We start from the raw sequence: 26,165 nt of genomic DNA, 5'->3' as shown, positions 1-26,165 counted from the left end.
ATTAATTCCTCCTGTAAGTTTCATTCTAATCCGTCTTTTTCCCGATTCTCTCCGGAACTAAACATAAAAAAGAGCACCGCAATGCGGTGCTGAACAGTCTTCTTATTTTGCCGTAACCAGATCTTCATTTTTAAGTGCGAGCTCGGAATTCACTATCTTTACTTCGTTCAAATACCGGTCGCTGTTGTTAATATGAATATCCATAAATGCCTGATGTGTCATATCATCGCTGCCGAGCATTGATTTAAATTCAATTACCGCGAGCGTCCGGTTAGAAATTGCAAGAAGCAGATCGTCCTTAATTTCCTGTATGCGCATCTGTTCATTCAACGGCAGATCTTCCGGTATGGAAATACCCTCGACCTCTTTTTGAAGCTCCCCGTAACTTTCATTCAGGTTCGTAATTTCGTCCGCTGCATAATCCACTTCCAGATTATTATACTGATATGCATTGTAAAGCGGAATAAATTCGTTGTCCCAGACAGTTGAAATGTCGTTATGAGTCTCATCAATTTGTCCGAGCAGAGGCTCCAGTAATTTACTGTCCTCGTTACTCATATGATTTTTCATTAGGTTTTCAGTATCGTAATTGCCGTTCCCGGCTGTAGTATTCGATATTATATTTGCAGTATTTCCTGATGTCGATATAACCAGGTTACTTGCAGTGAAATGTGTTTTAACTACTGCCGATAAATCTTCAGCTTTTGAAAATTTATCGTTCTGATTACATCCGATTAGAAATAATACAAATATCGATAATAGTATTTGTCTCAAGTTAGGACCTCACAAACAATGTCTTTTCATTTCGTTCATAAAGTATTGTAACACAGTTGTAACCTTGTTGAAATATATTCTTCCGCCGTACTTTTTGTCAGACAAACCAGACAAAATAAATAACAGATGAGGCAATTGTCATCGTCAGGAGTGACAGCGGTGCACCAACTTTAATATAGTCGCTGAACTTATAACCGCCCGGGCCATAGACGATCAGATTGGTCTGATACCCGATTGGTGTCATAAAGCTTGCCGATGCTGCGACTGCAACAGTAACAATCAGCCCCATATAATTAATTCCCATCACTTCAGACACCTCAAGCGCAATTGGAAACATCAGTACTGCGGCTGCACTGTTCGTAATAATTTCTGTAAATATGTTCGTTACTATATAAATAATGACAACTACACCGAGTATGCCAAGCGGTGTGGCGAGTGATACCAGTCCGCCCGCTATATATTGTGCCAGTCCCGACTCTGTCATTGCTGCTCCGACTGCAAAGGCGCTGGCAATCAGCAGAATAACATCAAACTGGATGAATTTTTTTATCTCAATTGGTGTGATAAATTTAAAAGCAATTAAGAGTACTACGAGTATGAGCATCGCTTCCAGCATCGTCACGAAACCAATTGTCACGGCCAAAATCATAGAAATCAGTGCAATTAAACCAACCCAGCCTTTACGCATATCCTGGTTCAGGTTTTCAGGCGGTGCAACATCGGTAACGAGATAAAAGTCTGCCGAGTATTTATTCCTGTTGATAAACTCATTATCTGCAAGCAGGAGAAGTGTATCCCCTGTTTTTAAAACGATATCCCCGACCCTGCTTTTAATCCGCTGGTTGTTACGATGAATTGCAATAACACCGGCATTATACCTTGCTTTAAAATCTGTCTGTTTCAGTGATTTATTCAACAGTGACGAGTTATGTGAGACAACTGTTTCAATGAGAGTGCTGCCTTCATTAACCACGTCATCCAGCGTCAGCTCGGTGCCCGTCTTAATCGTAACACCTTTGAATTTCTGAATTTTTCCGATTGTATTCAGCGAGCCTGAAAAAATTATATGATCTCCGCTGATAACTTTTGTATGCCCTGTAACCGGGTATACTCTGCTTTTATTTCTAATAATTTCGATAATGTATATACCGTCAAGCACATTTTGCCCAAGCTCTGTAACCGTCTGACCTTCATACTCGAAGTTTTCTTCAATAATTGCCTCCGCCAGAAACTCTTTTGTTTCCGTACTGATCTGATCTTTTGCACCAAGATGTTCCGGCAGCAGCTTATACCCGATGGTAAGCAGATATAACAATCCGGCCATAGTAATCGGTACACCGACAACTGCCAGCGTAAAGAAAGAAAATCCGTCGAGGTTCTCACTGATTAAGAGACCGTGGACAACAAGTATCGTCGATGTTCCAATCATAGTAATTGTTCCACCGAGTATTGTAATATAGGATAAAGGAATTAAAAACTTCGAAGGACTGTAACCATTGTCAATCGCCCAATCCCTAATAATCGGTGTCAATGCAACGACAATCGGTGTATTGTTCAGAAATCCTGAAGACAATCCGACCGGCAGCAGTACTTTAAGCATACTGGATTTGACACTCCTCGATTTCCCGAGCAGTTTATATACTGCGAGTTCAATAATACCGTGCTTTTGAATCGCACCCGCTACGATGAACAGCAGCAGCACCGTCAGCATCCCCTCATTCGAAAATCCGCTTAACGCCTGGCTGCTGCTTATCACTCCGGTAATTAAAAATATGACCAGGACAAGAAATATTAAAAAATCAGCACGAATAACCTCAAATGATAAACCTATTAACATTAATACGATGATGACTGCGACAAAAATCATTTCTCCGGTCATTCAATCTCCCCCGCTGCAATGGTGTTCTGAATCTTAAAAATATTTTACCATAAAAGACTGTTATTCCATATAAAAACAGGACAGATTACTCTGTCCTGATATCTTCTTTATAGTGTAAAATTTCAGATACTGTCACAAGCTGATAACCTTCATCTGTTAAATAATCCAGCATATCGGCGAGTGACTGCACTGTCATTTCATGCACATCGTGCATCAGTATAATATCTCCGTCACTGATATTATTTCTGACCATTTCATTAATCTGAACAGGATCATGCGTCAGCCAGTCTTCCGTATCGATGTCCCAATCTACTTCAGTCATCGGTACAAACTGGTCAACCGCTTCTGTATTTGCCCCAAACGGTGCCCTGTATACCGCAGGTTTTGCACCTGAAGACTTACCGATAACTTCATTCGTCCGGACAATTTCTTCCGTGATTTCATTAAATGAAATCGTCGTTAAATCTTTGTGACTCCATGTATGATTTCCAACCTCATGACCACTCTTAACCGTTTCCTCCACGATAGCCGGGAACAGGTTCACTTTCGTTCCGAGGAGGAAGAAGGTCGCTTTCGCATCGTACCTGTCAAGGAGAGACAGTACCTGCGGTGTGAGTACATTATCCGGCCCGTCATCAAATGTTAATGCCGCCATTTTGGTACTTTCATCGAGTTTCCTCACTTTATATGCAGACGGCTCCGGTTCTTTTCCCCGTTCTTTCAAAGCCGGTTCATCCCGTTCAATATATTCCCCGTCAATCAGCCGGGTAATACTCTCAGGCATGGCTTTCAGCAACTCGGACATTTGTAATGAGACAACGGGACTCCCTGCTGCCCTGGACGCAATTTCACCCTGTTCAAATGTAAATTCAAGCACATTATCTGAAAAACGCACATTACTGAAATCGTTTGATTCATCAAATACCCATCTGCCGAGCTTCTCTTCATTGAGATAAGGTGCAATGCCCCCGTCGGACTTCATGCTCCCGAGCAGTGTATTATATAAGTGGTCACGGCTGTTCAGATTATCTGAAAACAGCGATTCACCGGTTAAGACACTGTCGGTTCCGGCGTTCACCATGACGATTTCGGTTTCTGAAAATGTCTTATCTTCTGAAATATATGTATCGATTACAAACTGCAGTGCATATATATTTTCAGCGAGCATGTTTGCATCAAATGTCATATTAAGCTGAGGCACAAATTTTTTTGAAACATCTTCCGACCTGATCAGCTCATTAAATATATTAAGTTTTGCCGCTTTATATTCGTCCAGCTGTTCATCTACATTTTTCAGCTGAAATTCCGGGTAATACATGGCGACGGATTTCTCATCATTTTCTGCTGTATATGAGATGATATTCATGCCGTCTGCCGCAGCAATCGACTGTTCTGCAGTCGTTTTCCCGCTTTGTTCTTTCTTCTCGTACTTACCTGAAGTCAGCATACTTTTCGCTTCTTCAGCCCCGTGCGGGGCGTTCTCACCTGCCCCGCCGCATGCCGATACTGCAAAAACCGATATCAGTAAAGCGCCTGTCAATAGTATTCGTTTAAGCATTAAAAATAACTCCTGTCCGGATATTCAATTTATATCTTTCTGCTAACGTATGCCGTCCCGGGTTGATCTCGGTTTCGTCTTGGAAAACCCAAGCCACTTCATTACCGTTTTAATGACGGGCACATGGAGCAGCATAAATTCAAATACTTTTAAATCCCTTCTCAATCGGTGCGGCTCTTTAATTAAACGGTACAGCCATTCCAGCTGCATTTTAATCCATATTTTCGGTGCACGTTTAACATGTCCGCTCAGCACATCAAAACTTCCGCCTATACCGATAAAAATCCCTTTCTCAAACTTGTCCATATAATGATGAATCCAGCCTTCCTGGCGTTTTGCTCCAAGAGCGACAAAAATAATGTCCGGTTTTGTTGCCGCAACAGAATCTGCAATCTTATCATTATATTTGTTAAAATAACCGTTTTTACGACCGGCAATTACAACTCCCGGATAATCTCTTTTAACGATGTCTATCACTTTAATATTCACTTCTTCGCTCGCACCGAGGAAAAAAACGCGCTTCTTATTATCCGACGCATACTTCAGCAGATCGTACATAAGATCCACACCTGTAACACGTTCCTTAATCGGGTCATTTATCAGGCGGGATGCATTAACGACGCCTATACCGTCGGCGAGTACATAATCAGCACTTTGAACTGTCACTTTAAAGTCGGGATCGTCCCTCGTTGCAATAACAACTTCGGGGTTGGCTGTGACGATAAAACATTTTTTTTCCTGCTCAATCGACGGATAGATTATTTTTTTAAGAAACGAATATCTGGATATATTTATAAAATCGATATCCATCAATTTAACTTTATTATATTTTACCGTCACGTTAATCCTCCCTTTCTTACATAATCTTAATAATTTATTTACTCTTAGATGTTACACTAGAAATATTAAAGTCTAATGAAAATTGGAGTGAAATTTATGGTTCTCGTATTTGCACACCGCGGAGCGGAGTCCATCGCGCCGGAAAACACTGAAGCTGCATTTAAAACAGCACTGGAACATGGTGCCCGTGCGATTGAACTCGATGTACAGCTGACAAAAGACGATGTCCCTGTAGTCGTCCATGACTATAAACTGAAGCGCTATAACAAAGATGCGAAGCTCGCAGTCAACCAATATACATTTGATGAACTTCAAAAGATCGATGTAGGCAGTTACTTTGATAAACAATTTGCAGGAGCAAAAATACCATCGCTAGAAAATATACTTCAATTTATACCTGAAGACATTATTATCAATATTGAAATTAAGAATTCACCGGTTGCCCATAAGGGCATAGAACCTAAAGTCGCAGCACTCGCAGCACAGCATCATAATCTCGATAATATTATCGTGTCATCATTTGACCATACTGCTCTGCTTAAAATTTCCAAATGTAATCCTGATATTAAACTTGGATTCCTAATGCATTATCCGATGATTAATGCCGGCAGATATGTCAGTATGACCGGACTGAATGCCGTCAGCGTTCATCCGTTTAAAAAAATTACCGATGCGGCCTTTATCGAAGAATGTCATAAATACGGTTTAAAAGTATACCCTTATACTGTTAAAAACCAAAAGGAAAAAGACCGCTTGATTAAACTTGGTGCAGACGGCGTCTTCACGTCACTTGAAACATTATATTAAACAAATAAAGAGGTGCCCGTGCACCTCTTAATTTGTTTCACTGTCATTCAATTCTTCAATCTCACTGATTACGTTGTTACTGTGTATCCATGCAGCTTCTCTTTCACCTTCGATAATACCTCTGTACCAGATATTATTTCCGACCAGTATCGTTTCATCCACATTAAATAACAGTCCGCCGTGATGTTCCAGTGATTCATGAATATACTGGCGCTTTCCGCCCCACGGTTCTGTCGATGCGTAACCGCGGCCTTTTAAATAAAATGTTTTTTTGTCATTGTCCACCAGTGTATGAACATGCGAAGATGTTTCAATCCCCCTGATCCAGCCGATGACACCTTCTTCACCGCTCGGTTTCGTACTCAGGAGATAATAATTTTCAAACTGGTATGTTGCTTCCCGTTTAACATAATACACTTTGTTTTTTAAATGCTGTGCATCCTGTTTATCTTCTTCCACATTCGGCGAAGAATAGATAAACGTCGTATAAGCTTTTAAATGCGCCAGTCTGCTGACCTGACGCACTGAATAAGTGTGAGAAGCATCAAGTTCCTCCTCATCATCCAGTACCATTAAGTCACCGAGCTTTTTATATTTATTTTCACTCGGATCTTTCGACATTATTTTTGTTCTGTATAACTCTCTTTCTTCTTTACGCATATTCTGCCACTTCAGAAGAAATGCTTCGTACAGCGGCAGCACATCTTTAACTTCTCCGAACGCTTTGACTCTGCCGAATTCAAGCCAGAGAATTTTATCGCAGAATGTTTTCATCTGGCCGATGGAATGACTGACAAATATCATCGTCTTCCCCTGATCTTTAAACTCGAGCATTTTCTTTAGACTTTTATCCGCAAATGCCCTGTCCCCAACCGACAGCGCCTCATCGATAATCAGTATATCCGGATCGACTTTAACGCTGATGGCGAAGCCGAGTCTCGATTTCATTCCGCTTGAATAAGATTTCACCGGCTGGTCGATAAAGTTTTCAAGTTCTGCAAATTCGATAATTTCAGGTTCAAGCGCTTTTATCTCTTCTTTTGAAAAACCGAGCATTAAACATTTCAGTTCGATATTGTCACGGCCTGTCAGATCATCGTTTAAACCGGCAGCGACAGCAATCAGTGCCGGCTGTCCGTTCACCTGAACTTCACCGCTCGTTTCCGGCACGATTCCTGCAATAATGTTAGACAGTGTGGATTTCCCGGAACCGTTAATGCCGATAAAACCGACAACATCACCTTTATCCGCTTCGAAGTTCACACCGTTCAGCGCATAAAAATCATCACCGTATTCTTTCGGACTGATCAGGTCCATCATGCGCTCTTTCTGGTTTTCATACAGCCTGTATTTTTTTACGACATTTTTAGTAATAATAGCTTTAGTCATTTTTAAACCCCATTATAAGTAATCGATAAAATTACGTCTGAATTTAATATGCAGCACCGAACCGATAAACAGCATAACGAGCATCAGTCCCCAGAAATATAAGGAGTACTTCCATTCTGTAACGAGGAACCATTCAGTACCGAAAAATGCAGCACGGTACCCTTCAATTAAATATACCAGCGGATTCAACTGCATAACAATCATCAGTTTCGGGAAATCCGCAAGCATGGACAGCGGCCACAGCACACCTGATAAATAAAGCCCCATACGCAGAAATGAATTAAGCACCAGGTGCACATCCCGAACCAGTGTCGACAGTGTCGATGTAATCAGTCCAAACGCCAGTATCAATACATACGTTGCAAAGATGAAATACGGAATCTGAATAAAGTAAATACTGACGTAATACCCCGCCAGCTGAAATACAATAAATGCAATCGTCAGCATAATCAGATGTGTATAAAACTTTGAGAATATCGGTATGTTCGGTATGACGCTTAATGGGAAGTTCATTTTTGCAAGCATCTTCAGTCTTGTATAAATGGACTTCGATGCTTCAATACTTGCCTGGAAGAAAAATGTCCAGACGACAAATCCTATAAACAGCCAGAAGAAGAACGGCACTTCCATACCATCCATTTGAATCGGTGCACGGGAACGCAGCGTACCGAATACGAACCAGTATATTAGAATACTGATTACCGGCGTCAGCACTTCCCAGACAATTCCTAAATAGTTATTCTGGTTTTTACTTTTCATATCATAGAGCGACAGACGCCTTACTAAATAAAAGTGTGCAATCTGTTCCTGCAATACTTTCCACATGGATTTCATTAGTTACTCACAACCTCAATTTTCATCAATGGTGAATTATACAATTTTGTTTCTTAAATAACAAATAACTTCATCTGCTACGCGCTGCGATGCCTTGCCGTCTTCAAGTGCACCGAATCTGCTGCGGAATTCCGCTGTATTGTATATTTCGTTAAAGTCTTCAGTTTCCGTTTCCCCGATTGCCGCGAGCAGGTCATCAGTCGTAGTAACTAGCGGGCCCGGGGCTTTCTTCTCAAAGTCAAAGTAAAAACCTCTGAGTTTATCGCGGTAATTATCAATATCATAGACGTAGAAAATCATCGGGCGTTCGAGATTCGCATAATCAAAGAAGACCGACGAATAATCGGTAATCAGCATATCCGAAATTACATATAAATCCCTGATTTCTTCGTACTTGGAATAATCGTAAATAAACCCTTCATATTTACTGATATCCAGATTTTCACTTACAAGATAATGCAGCCTCAATATAATGATATATTCATCAGAAAGCGTTTCGTACATTTTTTTCATATCAAATTCCAGATTAAACTTATATCTGCCCTTCGCATGGTATGAGTCATCACGCCATGTCGGTGCGTATAAAATCACCTTTTTGTCCTCAGGCAGTCCGAGATCTTTCTTCAGATTACTAATTGCTTCGTCATCGCTGTTCGTAAATAAGAAGTCATTGCGCGGATAACCGGTCTCAAGCATTTTATCTTCAAACTTAAACGCTCTTTTAAATATTTCCGTTGAATATTCATTCGGTGAGATTAAAAAGTCCCATTTCGCCGATTCACGCGTAAAGTTTCTCTTGTAGCGCTCCGTATCCGTTCCCGGCATGTGCACTTCTTCCATATCCACAGCAAGTTTCTTCAGAGGCGTGCCGTGCCACGTCTGTAAATAAGTCGTTCCTTTTGGTTTTGGTATCCACAGCGGCAGTCTGCTGTTTGACACCCATAATGTTGCCTTGTTCATATAAATCATCCAGCTGAGCGAGAATCGTTTAATATGCGGAATATCGTACCGTTCAAATACATCGGCATAACGTTTGTCCACGCTCCATAAAAATCTGTATTCCGGATAATGTATCGACATGTATTCGTACAGTGCCCTCGGGTTATCGCTGAACTGTTTGCCGAGAAAGCTCTCAAAGACAATCAGCGAATGGTCTTTGTTAAAAGACTTGCCGCACAGCCAGAATGATATTTTATATAATTTTAATGCTAATTTTTTAATTTTTTTCATATCCACCACACCTGCAAAGTTTTCATAATTATCTTATGCTATAATTCATAATACTACAAAATACTATAATAATGCTTTAACGGGGGCAAATTATCATGAAAAAAGTAATTACTTACGGCACATTCGATCTGCTTCACACAGGTCACATTAATATTCTGCGACGTGCGAAAGGTTTGGGGGACTATTTAATTGTTGCGGTATCAACTGATGAGTTCAATACTTTAAAGCACAAAGAAGCATATCATTCATTCGAGGAACGTAAACAGATTCTAGAAGCTATTAAATACGTAGATGAAGTAATTGGTGAGAATGACTGGGATCAGAAAGTAAAAGATGTTCAAAAATACGGTATAGATACTTTTGTTATGGGAAATGACTGGGAAGGAGAGTTCGATTTCCTGAAAGAGCATTGCGAAGTCGTTTACCTGCCGAGAACAAGCGGAATATCAACGACTAAAATCAAAGATGAGCTGAAACAGAAAAATGATTAAAGAAGGTCTTATCTTTCTTTATCTGACTGTACTCCGGATCTTTTTCAATATTTTTAAAGTGATGCCGCTGCAAAAGAAAACTGTTATGCTTGCATCGTTCGGAGACAACATTGAGTATGTGGCTGCCGAAGTGAAACAGCAGACAGCCTCAAAAATTATTATTCTGAAAGAACCCCGGTGCATAAAGAAATTTGACGATACCCGTGCGGACAGTGTTTTGAATTTCACACCGAAAAATATCACGGCTTTTATACAGGGAGTATATCATCTCGCTACTGCCAGATATATTTTTGTCGATAACTATCATGTCGTACTGGCTGCCTGTAATTTCCGCCGTGCGGTTAAATGTACTCAGCTGTGGCATGCCAACGGCGCGGTAAAATATTTCGGCTGCAGAGATAAGACAATCAAAAAACGTCCAAACAGTGCACATAAACGCTTCAGAGAAGTATACAGCCGTTTCCGTTACATCGTCGTCAGTTCAAATGAAATGGCATATATTTTTAACGAAGCATTTGGAGCCGGCCCTGAACGCATAATTAAATCAGGAGTACCACGAACAGATTTCTTCTATGATAAAGAACAGGTTACCGCTGCCGCAGACAGTATTTATAAATCTCTGCCGGAGCTGAAAAATAAAAAGGTTCTGCTCTATGCACCGACTTTCAGAGACGATGAGTTCGATGTTAAAAATATTCAACTCGACATCACACAAATGAAAAAAGAACTGTCAGATGAATATCATCTGCTGTTAAAACTTCACCCGGCAGTTAAACTGTCAGGATTCACGAACGATTTATTCGTTACAGACGTATCTCACGGCTTTAATATTAACTCGCTTCTTGCTGCTGCAGATATACTGATTACGGATTATTCATCGATTCCATTTGAGTTTTCAATATTAAAGAAACCGATGATTTTTTATCCGTATGATCTAAATGACTATTCCGAATCCCGGGGGCTCTGGTTCAACTACCAGTCCTATATGCCGGGACCTGTTGCATTCGATACAAATGAAATTATTGACGCGGTTAAAAACAGCAGTTTTGATATGCAGAAAATAGAAGCATTTAACAATCAGTGGAATAAGTATTCAAACGGTCATTCATCATCACAACTGGTTAAAAAAATATACAGAACGTAAAAAACCTTCCGGTGACCCGGAAGGCTTTTTACTCTTCTTCAGAATGACTGATCTTATCAATTACACTGTCGTATATACGTTTTGAGTTATGATGATCCTGATATTTGAATATCCCGGAAATATCGGGTTGTTCCGATTGGAAATTCAATTTAATCTGCTGTTCGATTAAATCAATCAGATCATCCTCTGTGCGGGCAATTTCACCGATAAACGTCTGGAACAGCGGGCGGAGTTTCCCCTGTCTGAAGAACTTTCTCACGTCAAAGTGATAATATATTACAGGTTTATTCATAAGTGTGAAATCAAAGCTCACGCTCGAGTAATCCGTAATAAGCAGTGAGTGGTCAATCAACAGCTCCTGCACGGTTTTTGTTCCCAGCTGAATAAAATTAATATTGCTGCTCGGGTTCAGAATTTCATCGTTAAAGTACGACTGTGCTCTGTAGTGAGGATAAAAATTCAGCTGAACATCATTATCTTCCAATATTTTAATCAGCCGTTCGTTATGAATCAGGCCGTTATAATTATGGAAGTACTTACTTGTCATAAATGCCTCGTCTGTATTAATCCAGTCACGCCAGGTCGGCATCAGTAAAATATCTTTCGTTTTGTTGCCGCGGGGCAGCGAATCAAATCGTGCCAGTCCAGTTATTGCAACGTTCTCCTCTTCATAACCCAGTTTCTTCATGACTACATTGTATTTCTCCGGTTCACTGCTGACAATAAACAGATCAAACGGCAGGTCGTAATATTTCTTATGGTACTCCACTCTTTTACGTCCAAGAACACCGTGCTGCAGAAATACTTTTACCGTATCCTCATAGTTGAAAAATCCACGGGCCGGTTTATACGGCAGCAGATTTTCAAGGTCGTGGGTACCTAAAAGCACACCGGCTTTAAATGATATTTCAAAATGTTCTTTCGATCCGAACTCAAGCACATGAGGATCCGATTTTATCTTTTCATAATCAGGCGCACTGCCTTCAATTGCATAATATGCATTGACATCCGTATTTTCACGCAGGTATTTATAGAACGCATAACCATTATCCTGAGCAGTATCATAGCGTTCTCCCACGAGCCATGTATTAAAATCTTTATCTTTTGTTTCTTCCGGTATAACCACTTCTTCAGGAATTGCAAAAGTTTCTATTTTAAGGTTGTCAAAAGGTGTTGTCGTAATTAAGTGATAGTGGGCATTGCCTTCATCATCATACTCCGAATGTCTGCCGTAATAGTTATCCTTCTTATAGTCGGAAAACTTATACTTAATCTTTTCTTTTCGTACTACCTCACCGTCACTACGGATCATCGCAACAAATACATCCAGTATCGTTTTGTCCTTACTCTTTATGGATTTTAAATCGAGTTCCGTTAAATCGATATTAAATTCCTGTTCAATCGGAAGAAAAATGCTTTCTTTACTGTAGCGGTCTTCAAATATCATGTAAGTATCACAGTCGGTAAAGTTTTCCTGACCTTCAATAAACCCTTCAAAATTAAAGCTTTCAATCCAGATGACCTGTCTCTTCATTCTCGGACGCGTCACTTTAAAACCGAGCGCTTTATCTCTTCTCTTGTAAAACCAGAGTTTAATATTCTGATTGCAGTGGGTGATTACACGGCGTTCGCCGAAACCAAGAGTTTCCGGATAATTTACATTCGGCTGCAGTGTAATCGGTTCATCTGACAGCGTAATCAGCTTGAACTTCTTCCGTGTGAAATTATTAACCAGCGTACTGACAAGTATATCTGCTGTAAATTCACCCTGCACTACATATTTAACCGGATATTCTTCTTCTTCGCCTGAAACAGTATCTGAAACGACAAGATATTTAATTTTTAAAGGTGCATCATACGACATTGTTATACGTATGCTTCCCTCTTCTTCTGACACAGCAGCATCGGCCGTCAGTATTTCCATTTCATGATTTTCAATAAATACAACCAGCTCATCATCTTCATTCATAAACTGCAGTTTATGATTTTGAGTCGTTAAGTCAGCTTCATGAATGTCCAGTTTAACCGGTGTCATCTCATAACCCCTGACGATATAAAGTGTTGCACGTCCCATTGTGACATTACTGAAATCATCAGCAGTTACGGCTGTGCCTTTATCCTCATTCGGCAGTTCAACTATTTTATTAGGATACAGCAATGCCAGACTGCAATGTTCCATATTCTGATTTTCCGGGAATACCACTGTCAGATTTTCATACGCAACGCGCATACTTTCTGCCTGAATATGCGACGGATTAAATGTATACTCTGCCAGCAGATGTTCAAGTACCAGCGTACCGTTAACCAGTATATTATAGTATTTTCCTTCTTTGAAAAATGATGTCTGACTTTCAATACCTGCATCCGAATCGATAATCATATTTTTGCCGTCGACAGATATTTTAATCGATGAATTTCCCGTCGTATTTTTCAACACACTGTCAGTCAGCTGAATAGACAGCATATTTTTATCCACAGTAAATCCGAGTGTTTCTATATATTCACCATTTGATAAAGTGATGATCATTTTATCTGTAAGATTAAAATTATAAAAGTTTTTCAGTGACAAATTAATTTCTGCATAGTTTTCATGAAGACTGATGTCCTGTAATGTCACCTTCCTTATTAAACGCTCTCTCATGCTGCGAGGTATTACAGTTTTTAATGTATTAATAATTGAATTCATTGTTTTAACCCCTAAGAAAGATTTTAGTATATACTCAGTAAATTCATTTTACATTAAATTATCTTTACTTAACATTAATAAAAGAGTTCAAACAGTAATATTACCGTTTAAACTCTTTATCAAAGATGAAACTTTCCAGCTTCCCAATATTTTCTTCCCACAGAAAATGTGATTTAAGCAGCTGTTTTGCGTTGTTTCTTAATGTTGTTTCCAGCTCGCTGCTGCTTTTGATTTTCAATATAGCTTCCGCCAGTTCGTCAGCAGTTGCCTTTTCTTTAGCATAGCCGACGTCATATTCATTTATCAGCTCACTGGTATAGCCGCCGAGATTCGTCACGACAGGTACCCCCGATGCAATGCCGTCGATTACTTTTCCGGGCAGCACATTCAGGAAAACCTCACTGTCTTTCAAAATGGACAGCTGGATATTTGAATTGCGTATTTCAGCAAGACATTCTTCACGGGTTTTTTCTTCTTCAAACGTCACATATTCAAAGTCGTTGTACTCGATATATGACTGGAATAAGTGGGCATTCATACCGTAACCGATAATTTTAAAGTTAATTTTGCTGTCTTCCAGTTTATGAGCCATTTCCTGAAGCTTTTCATAGCTTTGTGCAAAACCGATATTACCGGTATAAATGACTCTGAACTCTTCTGGGGCAGCTTCGAACCTTGTTTCTTTTTCAGTAAAAGCATTCGGCAGAAATAACACCGGTTTATTTCTAATCATACGGTTTATGTACTTTCTAAACCCTTCGTTGTTGATGACTATTTTATCCGATTGTTTATACAGCATTTTTTCCATGAATTTCAAGACGGGAAAGAATAAATCGATATTCATCTTTTCCACATCACGAACGCTGTCCGGCCATAGGTCACGTACTTCCAGGATTCGCTTCACGCCTTTTTTCCTCTTCTGGAAAAATGCAGCCCACGGCAGAAATATATTTGGCGTCGTTACATAAACAGCATCATACAAATGCTGATATTTCTTAACATAGACACGCACTTTAAAAGCAAGTTCAAAATAATATAAGAGGCGGGAAACCATGGATTTACTCTGCTTATCCATTCTCATTTTCAGTCTCATAATATCCTTTGAATCATTGATCTGCTCTGTGCTCCAGTACTTGTCTTCCTCATACATTTTTGCATTTGGATAAGATGGTGCAGTCGTCAGCACTTCCACATCATGATTTTTTGACAGCTGGATATATAAGTTTTTTAACCTGTTCGCACCGGAACCGATTTCCGGATAGAAATTTTGTGTGATTAATAATATTTTCATAAGTCACCTTAACTTACTTTATAATTGGGTACATTTCAAAATACTTGTTAATTATATCAAAGTTGTTCAGGCAATGAAAATTAAAGTCTTCCGTATAAATCTGTGATAATACCTTTTTCCTGTTCCCAGTTATACTTCTCTTTTGCTGATTTAGTATTGTCTTTAAATTCCATTCTCAGCTTATCATCGCTGATCATTTTTTGAAGTGCTGCTGTCAGTTCTTCAACATTGCCTTCTTTCACAGTCAGACCTACACTTTCCTCTTCGATTACTCTTTCTATTTCAGGCAGTCTCGAACCGATAACCGGTACGTGTGCCATAATATATTCAAACAGTTTATTGCTCGACGCGGAGTAATGATTGAAGTTTGTATTCTCTAAAAACTGAATACCGATATCTGCCGCTTTCGTATACCTTCGCAAGTCTTTGTATGGAACACGTTCGATAAATATCACTTTGTCTCCCAGTGAGAGTTCCTGATGATAATTAATCAGATTTTGCCTTTCCTTGCCGTCGCCGATCATAAATAATACGGCATTGTCCACTTCCTTAAATGCCTTAAGCAGCTTAAACAGTCCTCTGCCGTCCTGCATGCCGCCCTGATACAGAACAATCTTTTTATCATCGGGAATCTTATATACTGTTCTTAAAGGGAAAGTTTCTACTTTTTCAATGTCGTACAGTTCCGAGTAATTATGTACAGCTGCCGGGAGCTCTTTATATAAATCCCTGTGATATTCTGCTCTTGTTCTGTTTTCTACAATTACCGCATCTGTAAAATTGAGTAAAAACTTCTCTATTTTATAAATCTTATCAAAACTGTAATGCGTACGGCTCGTCTGTACTTCATGGGAATCGTAAATCAATTTCTTTCTGTTCAGACGGAGTTTTGCACTCGCAATGCCCTGAATTAAGGTGTTTAAGTCATGAGCGTGGTAAATGTCCGTCTCATATTTCCTGCCGAGCATAATCATTTTGAACATCAGCAGCATATTTGGTATGTGCTTGGTGAGAACAGATGATTTCATACGTCCTGTTACTTTGTCTGGAAGCTCCAGTTTTAAAGGTCTGTTTACAAAAACACCTTCCCTGATTTTTTCAGCTGCAGGAAGACTCATCTCTGTCAGTTCTTTTTTTGCAATTATCGTTACTGTATATCCTGAATCTGCCAGGGCCGATGCTTCTCTCAGTACTCTTGCATCATTAATAAAGTTATTCCATACGAACATCGTTACCTTTTTCATTTGCAACCCTCTATATTTTAATATATTGTTTTAAATTATGTCTTATAAACATTATAATAGAAGTTAATGCATTTTAAAATCTAAACAAGAAATGGGTCTATAACATTGATGAAGAAAATAATATGGACAATTGTCGTTGTCCTCGTACTGATTTTAATCGGTGCCGGTATTTATATTTACAACCTGTATAATACATTCGATGAGGGCGTGAGCAGTTCATACGAACCGGCTGACCGGGAACGTTCCGATCTGCGTAAAGAAGATGCCACAGTGGATGACAGTTTCACTGTACTGATTCTCGGAACAGACGAAAATAAATCACGTGCGGAAAAAGAAAATCTCGGAGGTGATGATTTCCGTACCGACAGCATGATACTTGCTACTTTTGATAAGAATGATGACGATGTTAAGCTCGTTAACATTCCGAGAGATACACTTTCATACATCGAAACAGAAGGATACTTTGATAAAATTAACCATGCACACATGTACGGCGGTCCGTCTGCTTCAATGAAAGCTGTTGAATCTCTGCTTAACGTACCTGTTGACTACTACGTTCGCATTAACATGGCCGGAGTGGTTGATATAGTGGATTCTGTCGGCGGCATCGAATTCGATGTACCGTTTGACATGAATGAACCGGATCAGTTCGACACAAGCAGAATTATTCTTGAACAGGGTGTTCAGGAACTGAACGGTGAAGAAGCACTGGCTGTAGTACGAAGCAGACGTGTCGACTCTGACCTTGGACGCGGAAACAGACAGATGGAACTCGTTGAGGCAGTATTAAATAAAGTTAAGTCTTCCGGCGGCCTAAGTAAAATTGACGACTTAATTAAAGTCGTTGCTGATAATACAAGACATAACTTTACAGCCAAAGATATCCGTCAGCTGGCATCATATTACGCGTTTAACGATATATCATTTGATTCTACCCAGCTTCGCGGTACCGATTACTGGCACCAGAGCAACGGTGCATATTTCTACAGAGCCGATGACGAACATCTCTATGTCCTGTCGAATACAATACGCTCCATTTTGGAAATTGAGCCTTCTGAACCGTACGACCTGCTGCAGCTGAGATTGGGTGATTATCTCGTTCCTTACGAGTATATGGACGACTATATGCTTACTGAACACAGACCTGAAATGATTCCTTACTATGCCGAAGACGATTATGAAAGCTCGTACGGCGACGGTTTTGAAACTGAAGAGTTTAATTACGAAGAATCCGATATCGAAGGTGAAGGAGACCTTGAAGACACTACTGACGGTGAATACGATCCCGGCAGCCAGTCGCAGGAAAGTGAAAATACAGAAGAACAGACACAGCAGAATAACTACAACAATAATGGCACAGATAATTACAATGATGGAACAAACAATCAACAGGACGGTTATTACGACGACGGTACGAATAATTCCGAAGACAGTTACTATGATGACGGTACCGGCAATCAGGATGAGTACTATGAAGGCAGCAGCGATTCAGTAAATAACGATTATTATTATTAATTAAAGCGAGGTGGCTGTTTTGAGAAAATCATATGACAAAGTAACAAATATTCATGAGATGATGGATAATCTCGAAGAACTGATTAAAAACAGCAATCAGCCAAAAATTGAAAATGAGTACTTTTATTTGAATCATGAGCATAAGGAATTATATCTATCCCTGAGAAGCTATTTTTCAGAGTCTGAAAATAATCCGTCTGTCGATGCAGCGTGTTATATTACTGCCATTCCTGAAATTTATGAAGTGGTAAATATTTTCGATCATATTTTCCCGCTTGACTGGATTAATCATAATGGGAAACTTTCCGATGAATTTAAGAAGCTCCGGCCGCACATGCAGTACATTGCACTTGCTGCGGCTGAAGCAAGCAACATTAAGTTTAATACTCGCCCTGCTCTGTCACTCGGGATGGATTACTGGAATATAGAGCAGCTTAAAGTCTTTTGGCAGTACACGATTATACGAAGAAAAAATGCGATGTAGGTGATGACATGGAACTGAAAATTACAGATGATAAAAGGAACTACAATCAATGTCTTGAAATCAGAAAAGAAGTATTCGTCGATGAACAGAATGTGCCGATCGAAATCGAACTGGATGAGTATGAGAAAGAGTCGGTAAACATTCTTCTGACTCTCGATGATCGTCCGCTCGGTACAGTAAGATACCGTGATATTGGTGACGGTACTGCAAAAATTGAACGTATGGCTGTCAGAAAGATTGCACGAGGCCTCCACCTTGGACAGGCGCTGATGAACTTCGTACACATTCATGCTGAAGATAACGGTTTTAAACGTACGAAACTCGGTGCACAGGTTCATGCACTTAAATTTTACGAAAAGCTCGGTTACCATGTAGTATCGGATGAGTTTGATGATGCAGGTATCCCACATAAATACATGGAAAAAGAACTATAAAAAAATTGAGCCCTGATTAATCAGGGCTCAATTTTTTTATTCATTTTAACAAGTTCAAATAATGTTTTTTCAATTTCTTCAACATTTCCGAGCTTACTTCCGAAAACATTATTGCCGTCATTTTTAACTATTTCGCTGAGCACACTGCCATCTTCATAAAGCGACCAGATTTTCGTGCCGGATGACACATAGTCACTGTATTTTGATGCGAGGTATGGATTCTTTTTCATATAATCTTTCGTATTTGCGTCACTTAAAATCAGACAGTCGAACTCTTTTGATGCGTTAAGAAATTCGAAATATTTCAAGTATGTATTAACCTGAACGATTTCAGAAACATCCTGGGTGATGACCTGACTTCTGACTTTTGACGTATCATTTGTAAAGATATACAATCTTGCCTTAATGTTATGTTCTTTAATCTTTTTGGCAATATTAATAATATCAATGGCACTTCTCGTTTCATAAAAGTTGCCAAAGTAACCGATATTAAATTCATTCTGGTTCAGCGAAACGTAATGTTTGTCTATATCATAATAATATTTATCAAGTGACGGATGTTTTGAAATAACAGATTTCTTATACACCATGTTTTTAAACTCATCACTGAAGCGCTCGAGCATTACTTCCTGCTGGTTAATATTTGTAAACACTATCTCATCCGCGAAGATAAAAGGCAGTACTTCACACATATTAAACAGGTTTGTATTAATATATTCCTCAAAATTTTTCGGCACTTTTTTCTTCAGTCGTTTAACTTCTTTCACAGTAAAATATCCGGCTTTACGTGCCTCATTTTTAATATCATATAAAATTGGATCTGAAAATTCAGCTGTCCATTTCAGGCTGCTGTCGTCCATTTTAAATTCAAATGCTGCCATATGTGATCCCGGCCAGAGCGCACGGCTGTAGATCTCATCATACTTCTGCATTTCAACACGTTTTTTCACTTTGTCTACAAATGACTGAATGTAGCCCGCATTTGAAAACGACGATGCAGTATTAATCATATACTTATCATCAATATAAGGGTTGGCAATGACTTCAAGAGAAGGATCCATGCCCCTTACGTCGGTCATATCATTAAACACGACATCGACAGGCTGTTTCCCCTGATTGATACGTTTTGCCATTACAACACCGCTGGTATCAACAAACGGCGGAAAACAGTAGCTGATATATAACGTTTTAGCCAGATCTTTATTGACCTGCTGATACGGATAAAATTCATCCTGCTTGTACTTAATCAAATCTGTTACTCTGCCGTAGTCATCCATATTCAGCACCAGATACTTATTAATAAACAGCGCCTGTGAACGCATTCTGTCTATAATCAGATTTCTTACATCGAGATCATCTTCATATTTCAACAGGTCCTGCAGTGCATCAATCACATTAATTCTGTCCAGAACATTAAACTGGAACGATACCTTTGCACGGGATAATGTCCCCTGACCTTTATATCTGTAATACACAGCAGACTGCTGATTTATTTTAACAATTGGTTTAAATTCAGTGATTAATGCGGCGTAAAGAACGACATCTTCCCCGTTATTCAGTGCTTCGTTAAATTGGGTATTCAGTAAAAAACTTGTCGGAACAATCTTTGCACCGTTCAATGACAGATTTTTCCCTACTTCAAAGTAACTGTTCGGATACTGATTAAGTCTGAGCAGTTCTTTGTTTATCACGTTATTGCCGTGATCATCTCTCGTTTCAACGATTTCATGCAGCTGATTCAGCAGAATTGTGTAGGGTTCAGCTTCTGAAAGTGAATTTTTTAAATATTCCTCAGATAAAGTATCATCGACGTCGAGAAAAGTTATATAAGAATACTGCGCATTGTTAATACCGAGATTACGGGCAATACCGACACCCTGTTCAGAATAAAGAACTTTATGATTAAACGGTATCTGAAGCTTTTCAAGTACTGCTTCACTCTTTTCATAATCTCCGTTAAAAACAAATACCACTTCAAATAAACCTGTTTCCAGTGTCTGTTTCTTTAATGAATCAACAAGGCCTTCTATAAAAGTCTCTCCCTGATGAACCGGAATAATAACACTTATTCCGCATTTCAAATTACCGGCAGGGAAAAGTGGTGTTTCCTCTTGAACTTTTTCATCGGAAAGTACTGAGTTTTTAATTTTATTTATTTCTTTTAGACGCTCTCTAATTTTTAAATTAGACATACTCATACACTACTTTCTGACAAACTTTTTCATCTTCAAACCTACTTTGATAGGCAGAAAACTTTGATATTTTTTTATCTGTCTGTTTAATCTGTCGTTCTCATTTTTTAAAACTGATATTTGTCTGTCTATATTTTTCAGTTCGTTTAACGCCCGTTCTTCTTTTTCCAAGGACTCCAACGCTATTTCTTTTAATTCTTCATAAGTTAATTTATTCATTATATAAGCACCTTATAGATATTGAATTGCTTGTAAATAACCCATCACAACTATAATAACCGAAAAAATCATTAAAAGTATACTATTCGATATACCAAATTTCGTATCATTTTTGTCTGCATCAAATGTGGTAGTTCTCTGCCCTTCAATCATCGCTTTTTTATAGCGTTTCTGAATGTGCTTTGGTTTAATATTGTAGCCTCTGACAAATCGTGCATACAGTCCGACTACAGGTATGCAATCTCCGTATTCACGCAGTTCCCCGAAGTGAATCCATGCTGCTTTGTTGCACATCTGCTGTATTTGGGGAATCGAATGGCTGACAAAGAAAATAGTTTTACCCTGTTCTCTGAAATCTTTCATTTTATCAATACATTTGCTGGTAAATGTATCATCACCGACCGACAGAGCCTCATCAACAATCAGTACATCCGGATCAGTGTGAACCGCAATCGCAAATCCGAGACGCGACATCATTCCGCTAGAATACGATTTAATCGGCTGATTCAGAAAATCTTCCAGTTCACTGAATGCCACGATATCATCGTAACGCTCTTCAATCTGCTTCTCGCTGAGACCGTGCATTAGACATTTCATGTGAATGTTCTCTTTCCCGGTCAGTTCCATATTCAGACCTGCGGAAATCGCAATAAGTGACGGTTTTCCGTCGACGCTGATTTCACCAGATGACGGTACTGTCACTCCGCCGAGCAGATTCGACAGCGTTGATTTACCGGAACCGTTTAAACCGACAATGCCCACCGAATCACCCGGTTCCACTTCAAATGAAACATTCTTCAGTGCGTGATAATATTCCTGTTCTTTATTCATAAACGGGAACAGTATTTTCCACAGTTTCTTTTTATTGCTCGTTGTATTAAAGACTTTTGATACATTATCAACTTTAACTTTATAAGTCATTTTTTCCACTTCCAAGTCAGTGTTAATTTAGGCATTTAATATTAGCTGCATTATATACCGGCTTGCCGATATCTTCTGAAATCTGCACAAATGCCTCACCGTACTTATAATAATCATGCTGCTGAACAGTATAGAGGTTTTCTTCATCCGTTAAATCAAGCACACTGTCCTTTTCCGTAAATGCCCATATTTTACTCGTACTGCCTCTGTAGTCGCTCAATTTTGACGGGACATATGGATTGTACGGTTTAATGCCGACAGTTTCGGCATCGAATATAAGCAGTACATCCATCAGATCCGTTAAGTTGAGGAACTCAAAATAAGGGACATACTGATTCATTTCAATATATTCCTTAAACTCACTCTGCCTGTAGAATCTCATCGTTTTTTTATTCAGGTTTGTAAAGACATGGATTTTGAAATTATTAATATTCGTTTCATAAAGCTGTTTTGCCACCAGTTCAATCTGTCTGAAGCCGCGTGTGTCGTAAAAGTTTCCAAAGTAGGCAATATTTATTTCTTCCTGCTTAACTTTATAGAATGATTTAACAATATCGTACATTTCACGCGGCAGTGTCGGATGCTGGCTGATTACCGCTTTACTCTTAACCATTTCTTTAATACTGTTATCGAAGCGTTCCATCATATACTCCATCTGATATTGATTCGTAAAAATCAGTTCATCGGCATACAGGAAAGGAATAACTTCACATACATTGAACGAGTTATCATCGATTTGACGGCTGTATTCTTCGCCGGTATATTCCTTCAGCATTTCAATATAATCATCGTCTTCAATCGGGGCATATCTGAGATTTGAAGAAACATCCGTATAGAGCGGGTCTGAGAACTCAGCCACCCATTTTATACCCGGATTTTCTTTTTTTATTTCGAATGCTGCGAAATGCGAGTGCGGGAACATTACTCTCGAATACACTTCATCATATTTGTCCTCATAAAGCTTATATTTATCATAAACACCCTGCATATATTCTTCGATGCTCGTCCAGCTGCTGAATGCCTGGGGCCCGGTCAGAACAATTTGCGAATCCAGGAGATGCGACATAATATGAAGCAGCTTATTGTCCTTTTTACGGATACGGCTCATATCGTTGGAAATAACATCGACGATGTCACCCGCTTCAAAAATTCTTTTAGCCATAACATTGCCGCTCGTATCATTAAACGGCGGGAAACAGTATGCGAGAACCAGCTTGCGCGCATCTCCTTTATTTAAGGCTGAGTAATATATATTTTCAATGCCGAGAGATTCCATCTCCATAATAAGGTCATCTCTCGTAATTATTCCCTTGTCGATATAATTTTTCAAATTGGCTGTAAACACTTTATTGAAGTACTGCAGCACTTCCGACACTGCATCATCAAAGCGCTTTGTAATTTTACTGTCGATATATTTAATACACATTAAAGTCTCTTTGTAGTTTTCAGGTATGCCTCTCTCAGTTGCCCCGTGAACACAAATCTCTTCTGCTGTAACTACTTCGCCGTTTAAGTTGACAATTGCCATTAAATTCGACATCCAGATATTAAAGCGGAACGAGAAGTTATCAGAAAAGCTGTGATGAAATATAAGGTCCGACGGAATGATACAGTTGGCTTCCCTGATCAGTTTTTCGACTGTATGTGAATCGAAGTTATATTCATCAATATTGTTATCTGCTAAAAACTTCCTGTAAATTTTCGCATCCAGCGCATCATTATCCCGGATGTCAGTAAGGTATAGCCGATTACTTAGTAAATCCGGTATTCCGCCGTTAAACTTAACAGTCAGGCTCCCCCCGGTAATCAGAACGTGTGAATATTTAATATACATTTTTGCATCTTCAACCGTCCCAAAAACAGCAGTTGTCCGTTCATCTGCCCGTTTTTGTACCAATTCGTATACTTCTCTGCTGTCAGCTGCAATCACAACATTCATATTAGCGTCAGCAGCTGCAGGCTGCACATTTTCCGCTTCATGAATATCTGAAATATACTGAATCACTGTCAGCCCCACGGGTCGTGACTGCGACAACGTCGATATCACCTTATTTATATATTGTGAGTTTGCATCGGCTGTATTGATTCTATTAACCAGCTTCATTAATATCCTCTTTTCCTGTTCCAGTATGCAACTTGCATTTTACCAAGTTTAGAGCTGCGCAGCTGTTCGAGCCTGCTCAGTGACTGTTTATACTTTTCCATTAAATCCAAATAGCGTTTTTCAAGATCATCGTCATCAGCTCTTGAACCTGTCATCTGCAGCTGCTGCTTTTCTCTTTCGAGAGTGCTGATGACTTCATTGTTCTTATCGTGCTCTCTCAGCAGGCTTTCAACGATTTCCAGTTCGTATGATTTACTCTTTTGCTTAACATTAATATTAAGCATTTTGTACTTTTCCAAAATACCGGATTCCTGTACTCCGGATTGTAAATAATACCGGTTATTCTTAAAGTCTATATCCGCTATATTACGGGCATTATCAAGCAGTTTTTCATTGATCTGTATATCGCTGATAATAAAGACGGCATCCATTTCTTCAGATGGAAATTCATCGATTATGCTCCATACATTACCGGTATCAAGGGCGGTTAAATCGATAAATTTAGACATATCATAATTGCCGAGTCTCTTATATAAGTTCTGGATTCCTTCGTTTTTTGCAATTGTCAGTAATACTGACAGGCCGTTATCTCTGTTGTCCAGTTCCATATAGAATTTATTCATTACTTTGCACCCGTTTAAAGTTTACTGATATTTTTTCAAATACTCTCGAGTTATCTTTGGCACTTTCTTTCGCATATGCGGTAATTGAATACCTTCCGTCAGGAATATCGAAAGAAAATGTATTGGACTTCTGATAACCGGTTTTAATTGTTTCCATTTTTCCTTTACGGTCGATCAGATCGATTGCATACTCCATCCGCTCACCTGTTGCATCAATAATGACATCCAGTGAGTCCGTCTTTGTTATATATACATCATTCAGCTTTAATTTTGGAGATGCATTGTTTACCAGATTACTCGTTTCCCGCATAATGGCTTCAATATGCTCTTCCAGATCATGATATGCTTTTTCCCAGTTAACTCCAGCCATTAGTGATCACCTCAATTTCCCTGCTTATTACAGTATCCAGACCTGCCTGTTTTTTAATGCTTTTTGAGGCCTGTGCACTCATCTTTTTAAATTTGCGTGCGTGTTTATATAAATAATCAATATGTTCGACCATTTCACTTACATCATCCCTCGCTGCCAGCATCCCGGTTTCTTTATGTGTAATGAATTCGGGAATACCTCCAATGGCGTTTGATACCGGTACGAGACCGCTGCTCATAGCCTCACCGAGTGATACACCCTGTGAATCGTGCCGGGACGGTCCGAGATAGATGCCGTGCTGTTTGTGTATTTCAGGTATATCATCCTGTTTTACAAACCCTTTATGGAGGTGGACATTATCAAATTGTTTTAATGAGTTTGTCAGCACATTAAATAATTTTCCGTCTCCGTAAATGTTGAATTCAAGTTTGTTAAAATACCTTTTCCTGCTTAACTGTTTAATAACATCGACCGTAATATCGTTCGCATAGTTGCGGGCAGTGAACGGTCTGATTGAACAGATCTTCAGACGGTCGTCCGCTGACTTCTTATGATATTCAAACAGTTCATCATCGATAATATTGTGGATAATATGATAGTTGTCAGGTACAACACCGACATAAGGGTCCACATAAAGTTCCTTGAATCGCTTTGAGACATAAATAAATTTAATATTTAAATCCTGTCTCGTCATAATGTCTTTTAAAAACTCCCTCTGCGGTTCAAAGACAGTGTCTTTCCGTTCCAGCGCATTATCCAGCTGGCTGATATTCTCGAGGAAATTGTAGTATCTCCGGTGCCATGCTTCCGCTTCAAAGCCATGCAGCCATACTGCGATATTCGGCCGCTTTTCCTCTTCCAGCTGATCGATGCCGTAAAACATTTTTCTGTTGATAAAGTGAAATAACACTGTGGAATAATCATTCTCTTGTAAAAATGATGCAATCTGATATTCATCCATGTATTTAATGTGTACACCATCGTAATATTTATCTTTAAGTACTTTTGTTGTTATGACAACAATATCGACTTCGAGACCTTTTTGCTGATAAGCCTTGACTCTTCTGTGAAGAAAGCTGTTTGCATACAGGTTCTGCAGTGTCGGATATGCATTACATATCATTAAATACTTCATC

General features: G+C 39.2%; 23 protein-coding genes. 6 read left to right on the top strand and 17 right to left on the bottom strand.

Annotation, left to right across the window (positions count from 1 at the left end; all coding sequences use genetic code 11):
- Window positions 1-102: 102 nt before the first annotated feature.
- From RZ44_RS01835 to RZ44_RS01820, 4 genes are all read right to left on the bottom strand, one after another.
- Window positions 103-774 (bottom strand): hypothetical protein, encoded by a 672-nt coding sequence (locus RZ44_RS01835; RefSeq protein ID WP_035807840.1) that lies wholly within the window; start codon window positions 772-774, stop codon window positions 103-105.
- 97 nt (window positions 775-871) lie between these two features.
- Complete coding sequence (locus RZ44_RS01830; protein ID WP_035807837.1) at window positions 872-2,653, bottom strand: SLC13 family permease; 1,782 nt, start codon at window positions 2,651-2,653, stop codon at window positions 872-874.
- 85 nt (window positions 2,654-2,738) lie between these two features.
- Window positions 2,739-4,211, bottom strand: coding sequence for a polysaccharide deacetylase family protein (locus RZ44_RS10970; RefSeq protein WP_052108731.1), 1,473 nt, complete (start codon window positions 4,209-4,211; stop codon window positions 2,739-2,741).
- Between the two features lie 42 nt (window positions 4,212-4,253).
- Window positions 4,254-5,051: a WecB/TagA/CpsF family glycosyltransferase gene (locus tag RZ44_RS01820; protein WP_231856239.1), complete on the bottom strand. Its 798-nt coding sequence runs from the start codon at window positions 5,049-5,051 to the stop codon at window positions 4,254-4,256.
- Window positions 5,052-5,147: 96 nt separating this feature from the next.
- Here RZ44_RS01820 and RZ44_RS01815 point away from each other — a divergent pair, with 96 nt between their 5' ends.
- Window positions 5,148-5,858, top strand: coding sequence for a glycerophosphodiester phosphodiesterase (locus RZ44_RS01815; protein ID WP_052108730.1), 711 nt, complete (start codon window positions 5,148-5,150; stop codon window positions 5,856-5,858).
- Window positions 5,859-5,885: 27 nt separating this feature from the next.
- Here the strand turns inward: RZ44_RS01815 and tagH are convergent, their stop codons facing one another.
- The 3 genes from tagH to RZ44_RS01800 are packed head-to-tail and all read right to left on the bottom strand — an operon-like array spanning window position 5,886 to window position 9,311.
- On the bottom strand, window positions 5,886-7,247 hold the full coding sequence (gene tagH / locus RZ44_RS11500; RefSeq protein WP_035807834.1) for a teichoic acids export ABC transporter ATP-binding subunit TagH: 1,362 nt from the start codon (window positions 7,245-7,247) through the stop codon (window positions 5,886-5,888).
- A gap of 12 nt (window positions 7,248-7,259) precedes the next feature.
- Window positions 7,260-8,081 carry an ABC transporter permease gene (locus RZ44_RS01805; protein WP_035807830.1) on the bottom strand — a complete coding sequence of 274 codons (822 nt, stop codon included), beginning with the start codon at window positions 8,079-8,081 and terminating at the stop codon, window positions 7,260-7,262.
- Between the two features lie 36 nt (window positions 8,082-8,117).
- Window positions 8,118-9,311: a CDP-glycerol glycerophosphotransferase family protein gene (locus RZ44_RS01800; protein ID WP_035807828.1), complete on the bottom strand. Its 1,194-nt coding sequence runs from the start codon at window positions 9,309-9,311 to the stop codon at window positions 8,118-8,120.
- A 95-nt stretch (window positions 9,312-9,406) separates the two neighbouring features.
- On the opposite strand from RZ44_RS01800, the gene tagD reads away from it, so the two are divergent.
- Window positions 9,407-9,802 (top strand): glycerol-3-phosphate cytidylyltransferase, encoded by a 396-nt coding sequence (gene tagD, locus RZ44_RS01795; RefSeq protein WP_035807825.1) that lies wholly within the window; start codon window positions 9,407-9,409, stop codon window positions 9,800-9,802.
- Complete coding sequence (locus tag RZ44_RS01790) at window positions 9,795-10,946, top strand: CDP-glycerol glycerophosphotransferase family protein (protein WP_035807823.1); 1,152 nt, start codon at window positions 9,795-9,797, stop codon at window positions 10,944-10,946. Before tagD ends, RZ44_RS01790 begins: the two co-directional genes overlap by 8 nt.
- A gap of 28 nt (window positions 10,947-10,974) precedes the next feature.
- On the opposite strand, the gene RZ44_RS01785 is transcribed toward RZ44_RS01790, so the two are convergent.
- From RZ44_RS01785 to RZ44_RS01775, 3 genes are all read right to left on the bottom strand, one after another.
- Window positions 10,975-13,632, bottom strand: a complete 2,658-nt coding sequence (locus RZ44_RS01785; protein ID WP_035807821.1) for a CDP-glycerol glycerophosphotransferase family protein — start codon at window positions 13,630-13,632, stop codon at window positions 10,975-10,977.
- Between the two features lie 100 nt (window positions 13,633-13,732).
- Window positions 13,733-14,923, bottom strand: coding sequence for a glycosyltransferase family 4 protein (locus RZ44_RS01780; protein ID WP_035807819.1), 1,191 nt, complete (start codon window positions 14,921-14,923; stop codon window positions 13,733-13,735).
- A gap of 80 nt (window positions 14,924-15,003) precedes the next feature.
- Window positions 15,004-16,167 carry a glycosyltransferase family 4 protein gene (locus RZ44_RS01775; RefSeq protein ID WP_035807817.1) on the bottom strand — a complete coding sequence of 388 codons (1,164 nt, stop codon included), beginning with the start codon at window positions 16,165-16,167 and terminating at the stop codon, window positions 15,004-15,006.
- Between the two features lie 108 nt (window positions 16,168-16,275).
- On the opposite strand from RZ44_RS01775, the gene RZ44_RS01770 reads away from it, so the two are divergent.
- Genes RZ44_RS01770 through RZ44_RS01760 form a run of 3 tightly spaced genes read left to right on the top strand, consistent with a single transcriptional unit; the run spans window position 16,276 to window position 18,600 of the window.
- Complete coding sequence (locus RZ44_RS01770) at window positions 16,276-17,682, top strand: LCP family protein (RefSeq protein ID WP_035807815.1); 1,407 nt, start codon at window positions 16,276-16,278, stop codon at window positions 17,680-17,682.
- 10 nt (window positions 17,683-17,692) lie between these two features.
- On the top strand, window positions 17,693-18,166 hold the full coding sequence (locus RZ44_RS01765; protein WP_035807812.1) for a DUF2538 family protein: 474 nt from the start codon (window positions 17,693-17,695) through the stop codon (window positions 18,164-18,166).
- Window positions 18,127-18,600 carry a GNAT family N-acetyltransferase gene (locus RZ44_RS01760; RefSeq protein ID WP_231856238.1) on the top strand — a complete coding sequence of 158 codons (474 nt, stop codon included), beginning with the start codon at window positions 18,127-18,129 and terminating at the stop codon, window positions 18,598-18,600. Before RZ44_RS01765 ends, RZ44_RS01760 begins: the two co-directional genes overlap by 40 nt.
- Window positions 18,601-18,620: 20 nt before the next feature.
- Here RZ44_RS01760 and RZ44_RS01755 read toward each other — a convergent pair whose 3' ends face one another.
- The 7 genes from RZ44_RS01755 to RZ44_RS01725 are packed head-to-tail and all read right to left on the bottom strand — an operon-like array spanning window position 18,621 to window position 26,164.
- A complete protein-coding gene (locus RZ44_RS01755; RefSeq protein ID WP_171816103.1) occupies window positions 18,621-20,792 on the bottom strand; it encodes a glycosyltransferase family 2 protein in 2,172 nt (723 codons plus the stop codon).
- Between the two features lie 9 nt (window positions 20,793-20,801).
- Entirely contained in the window at window positions 20,802-21,011 is a 210-nt protein-coding gene (locus tag RZ44_RS01750; RefSeq protein WP_035807796.1) for a hypothetical protein, read from the bottom strand.
- 12 nt (window positions 21,012-21,023) lie between these two features.
- Window positions 21,024-21,932 (bottom strand): ABC transporter ATP-binding protein, encoded by a 909-nt coding sequence (locus tag RZ44_RS01745; RefSeq protein ID WP_081962336.1) that lies wholly within the window; start codon window positions 21,930-21,932, stop codon window positions 21,024-21,026.
- Between the two features lie 22 nt (window positions 21,933-21,954).
- Window positions 21,955-24,036 (bottom strand): hypothetical protein, encoded by a 2,082-nt coding sequence (locus RZ44_RS10965; RefSeq protein WP_052108728.1) that lies wholly within the window; start codon window positions 24,034-24,036, stop codon window positions 21,955-21,957.
- Entirely contained in the window at window positions 24,036-24,659 is a 624-nt protein-coding gene (locus RZ44_RS01735) for a hypothetical protein (protein WP_035807792.1), read from the bottom strand. The genes RZ44_RS10965 and RZ44_RS01735 overlap by 1 nt, the downstream gene beginning before the upstream one ends.
- Window positions 24,652-25,029: a hypothetical protein gene (locus RZ44_RS01730; protein WP_035807788.1), complete on the bottom strand. Its 378-nt coding sequence runs from the start codon at window positions 25,027-25,029 to the stop codon at window positions 24,652-24,654. The genes RZ44_RS01735 and RZ44_RS01730 overlap by 8 nt, the downstream gene beginning before the upstream one ends.
- Window positions 25,016-26,164: a glycosyltransferase family 4 protein gene (locus RZ44_RS01725; RefSeq protein ID WP_035807785.1), complete on the bottom strand. Its 1,149-nt coding sequence runs from the start codon at window positions 26,162-26,164 to the stop codon at window positions 25,016-25,018. Before RZ44_RS01725 ends, RZ44_RS01730 begins: the two co-directional genes overlap by 14 nt.
- Between the last annotated feature and the right edge of the window lies 1 nt (window position 26,165).

Source organism: Jeotgalicoccus saudimassiliensis (assembly GCF_000756715.1).
In the GTDB taxonomy this organism is placed as follows: Bacteria; Bacillota; Bacilli; order Staphylococcales; family Salinicoccaceae; genus Jeotgalicoccus; species Jeotgalicoccus saudimassiliensis.
Note: the sequence above shows the minus strand (reverse complement) of the source record. Positions and strands in the feature narration are given on the sequence as shown.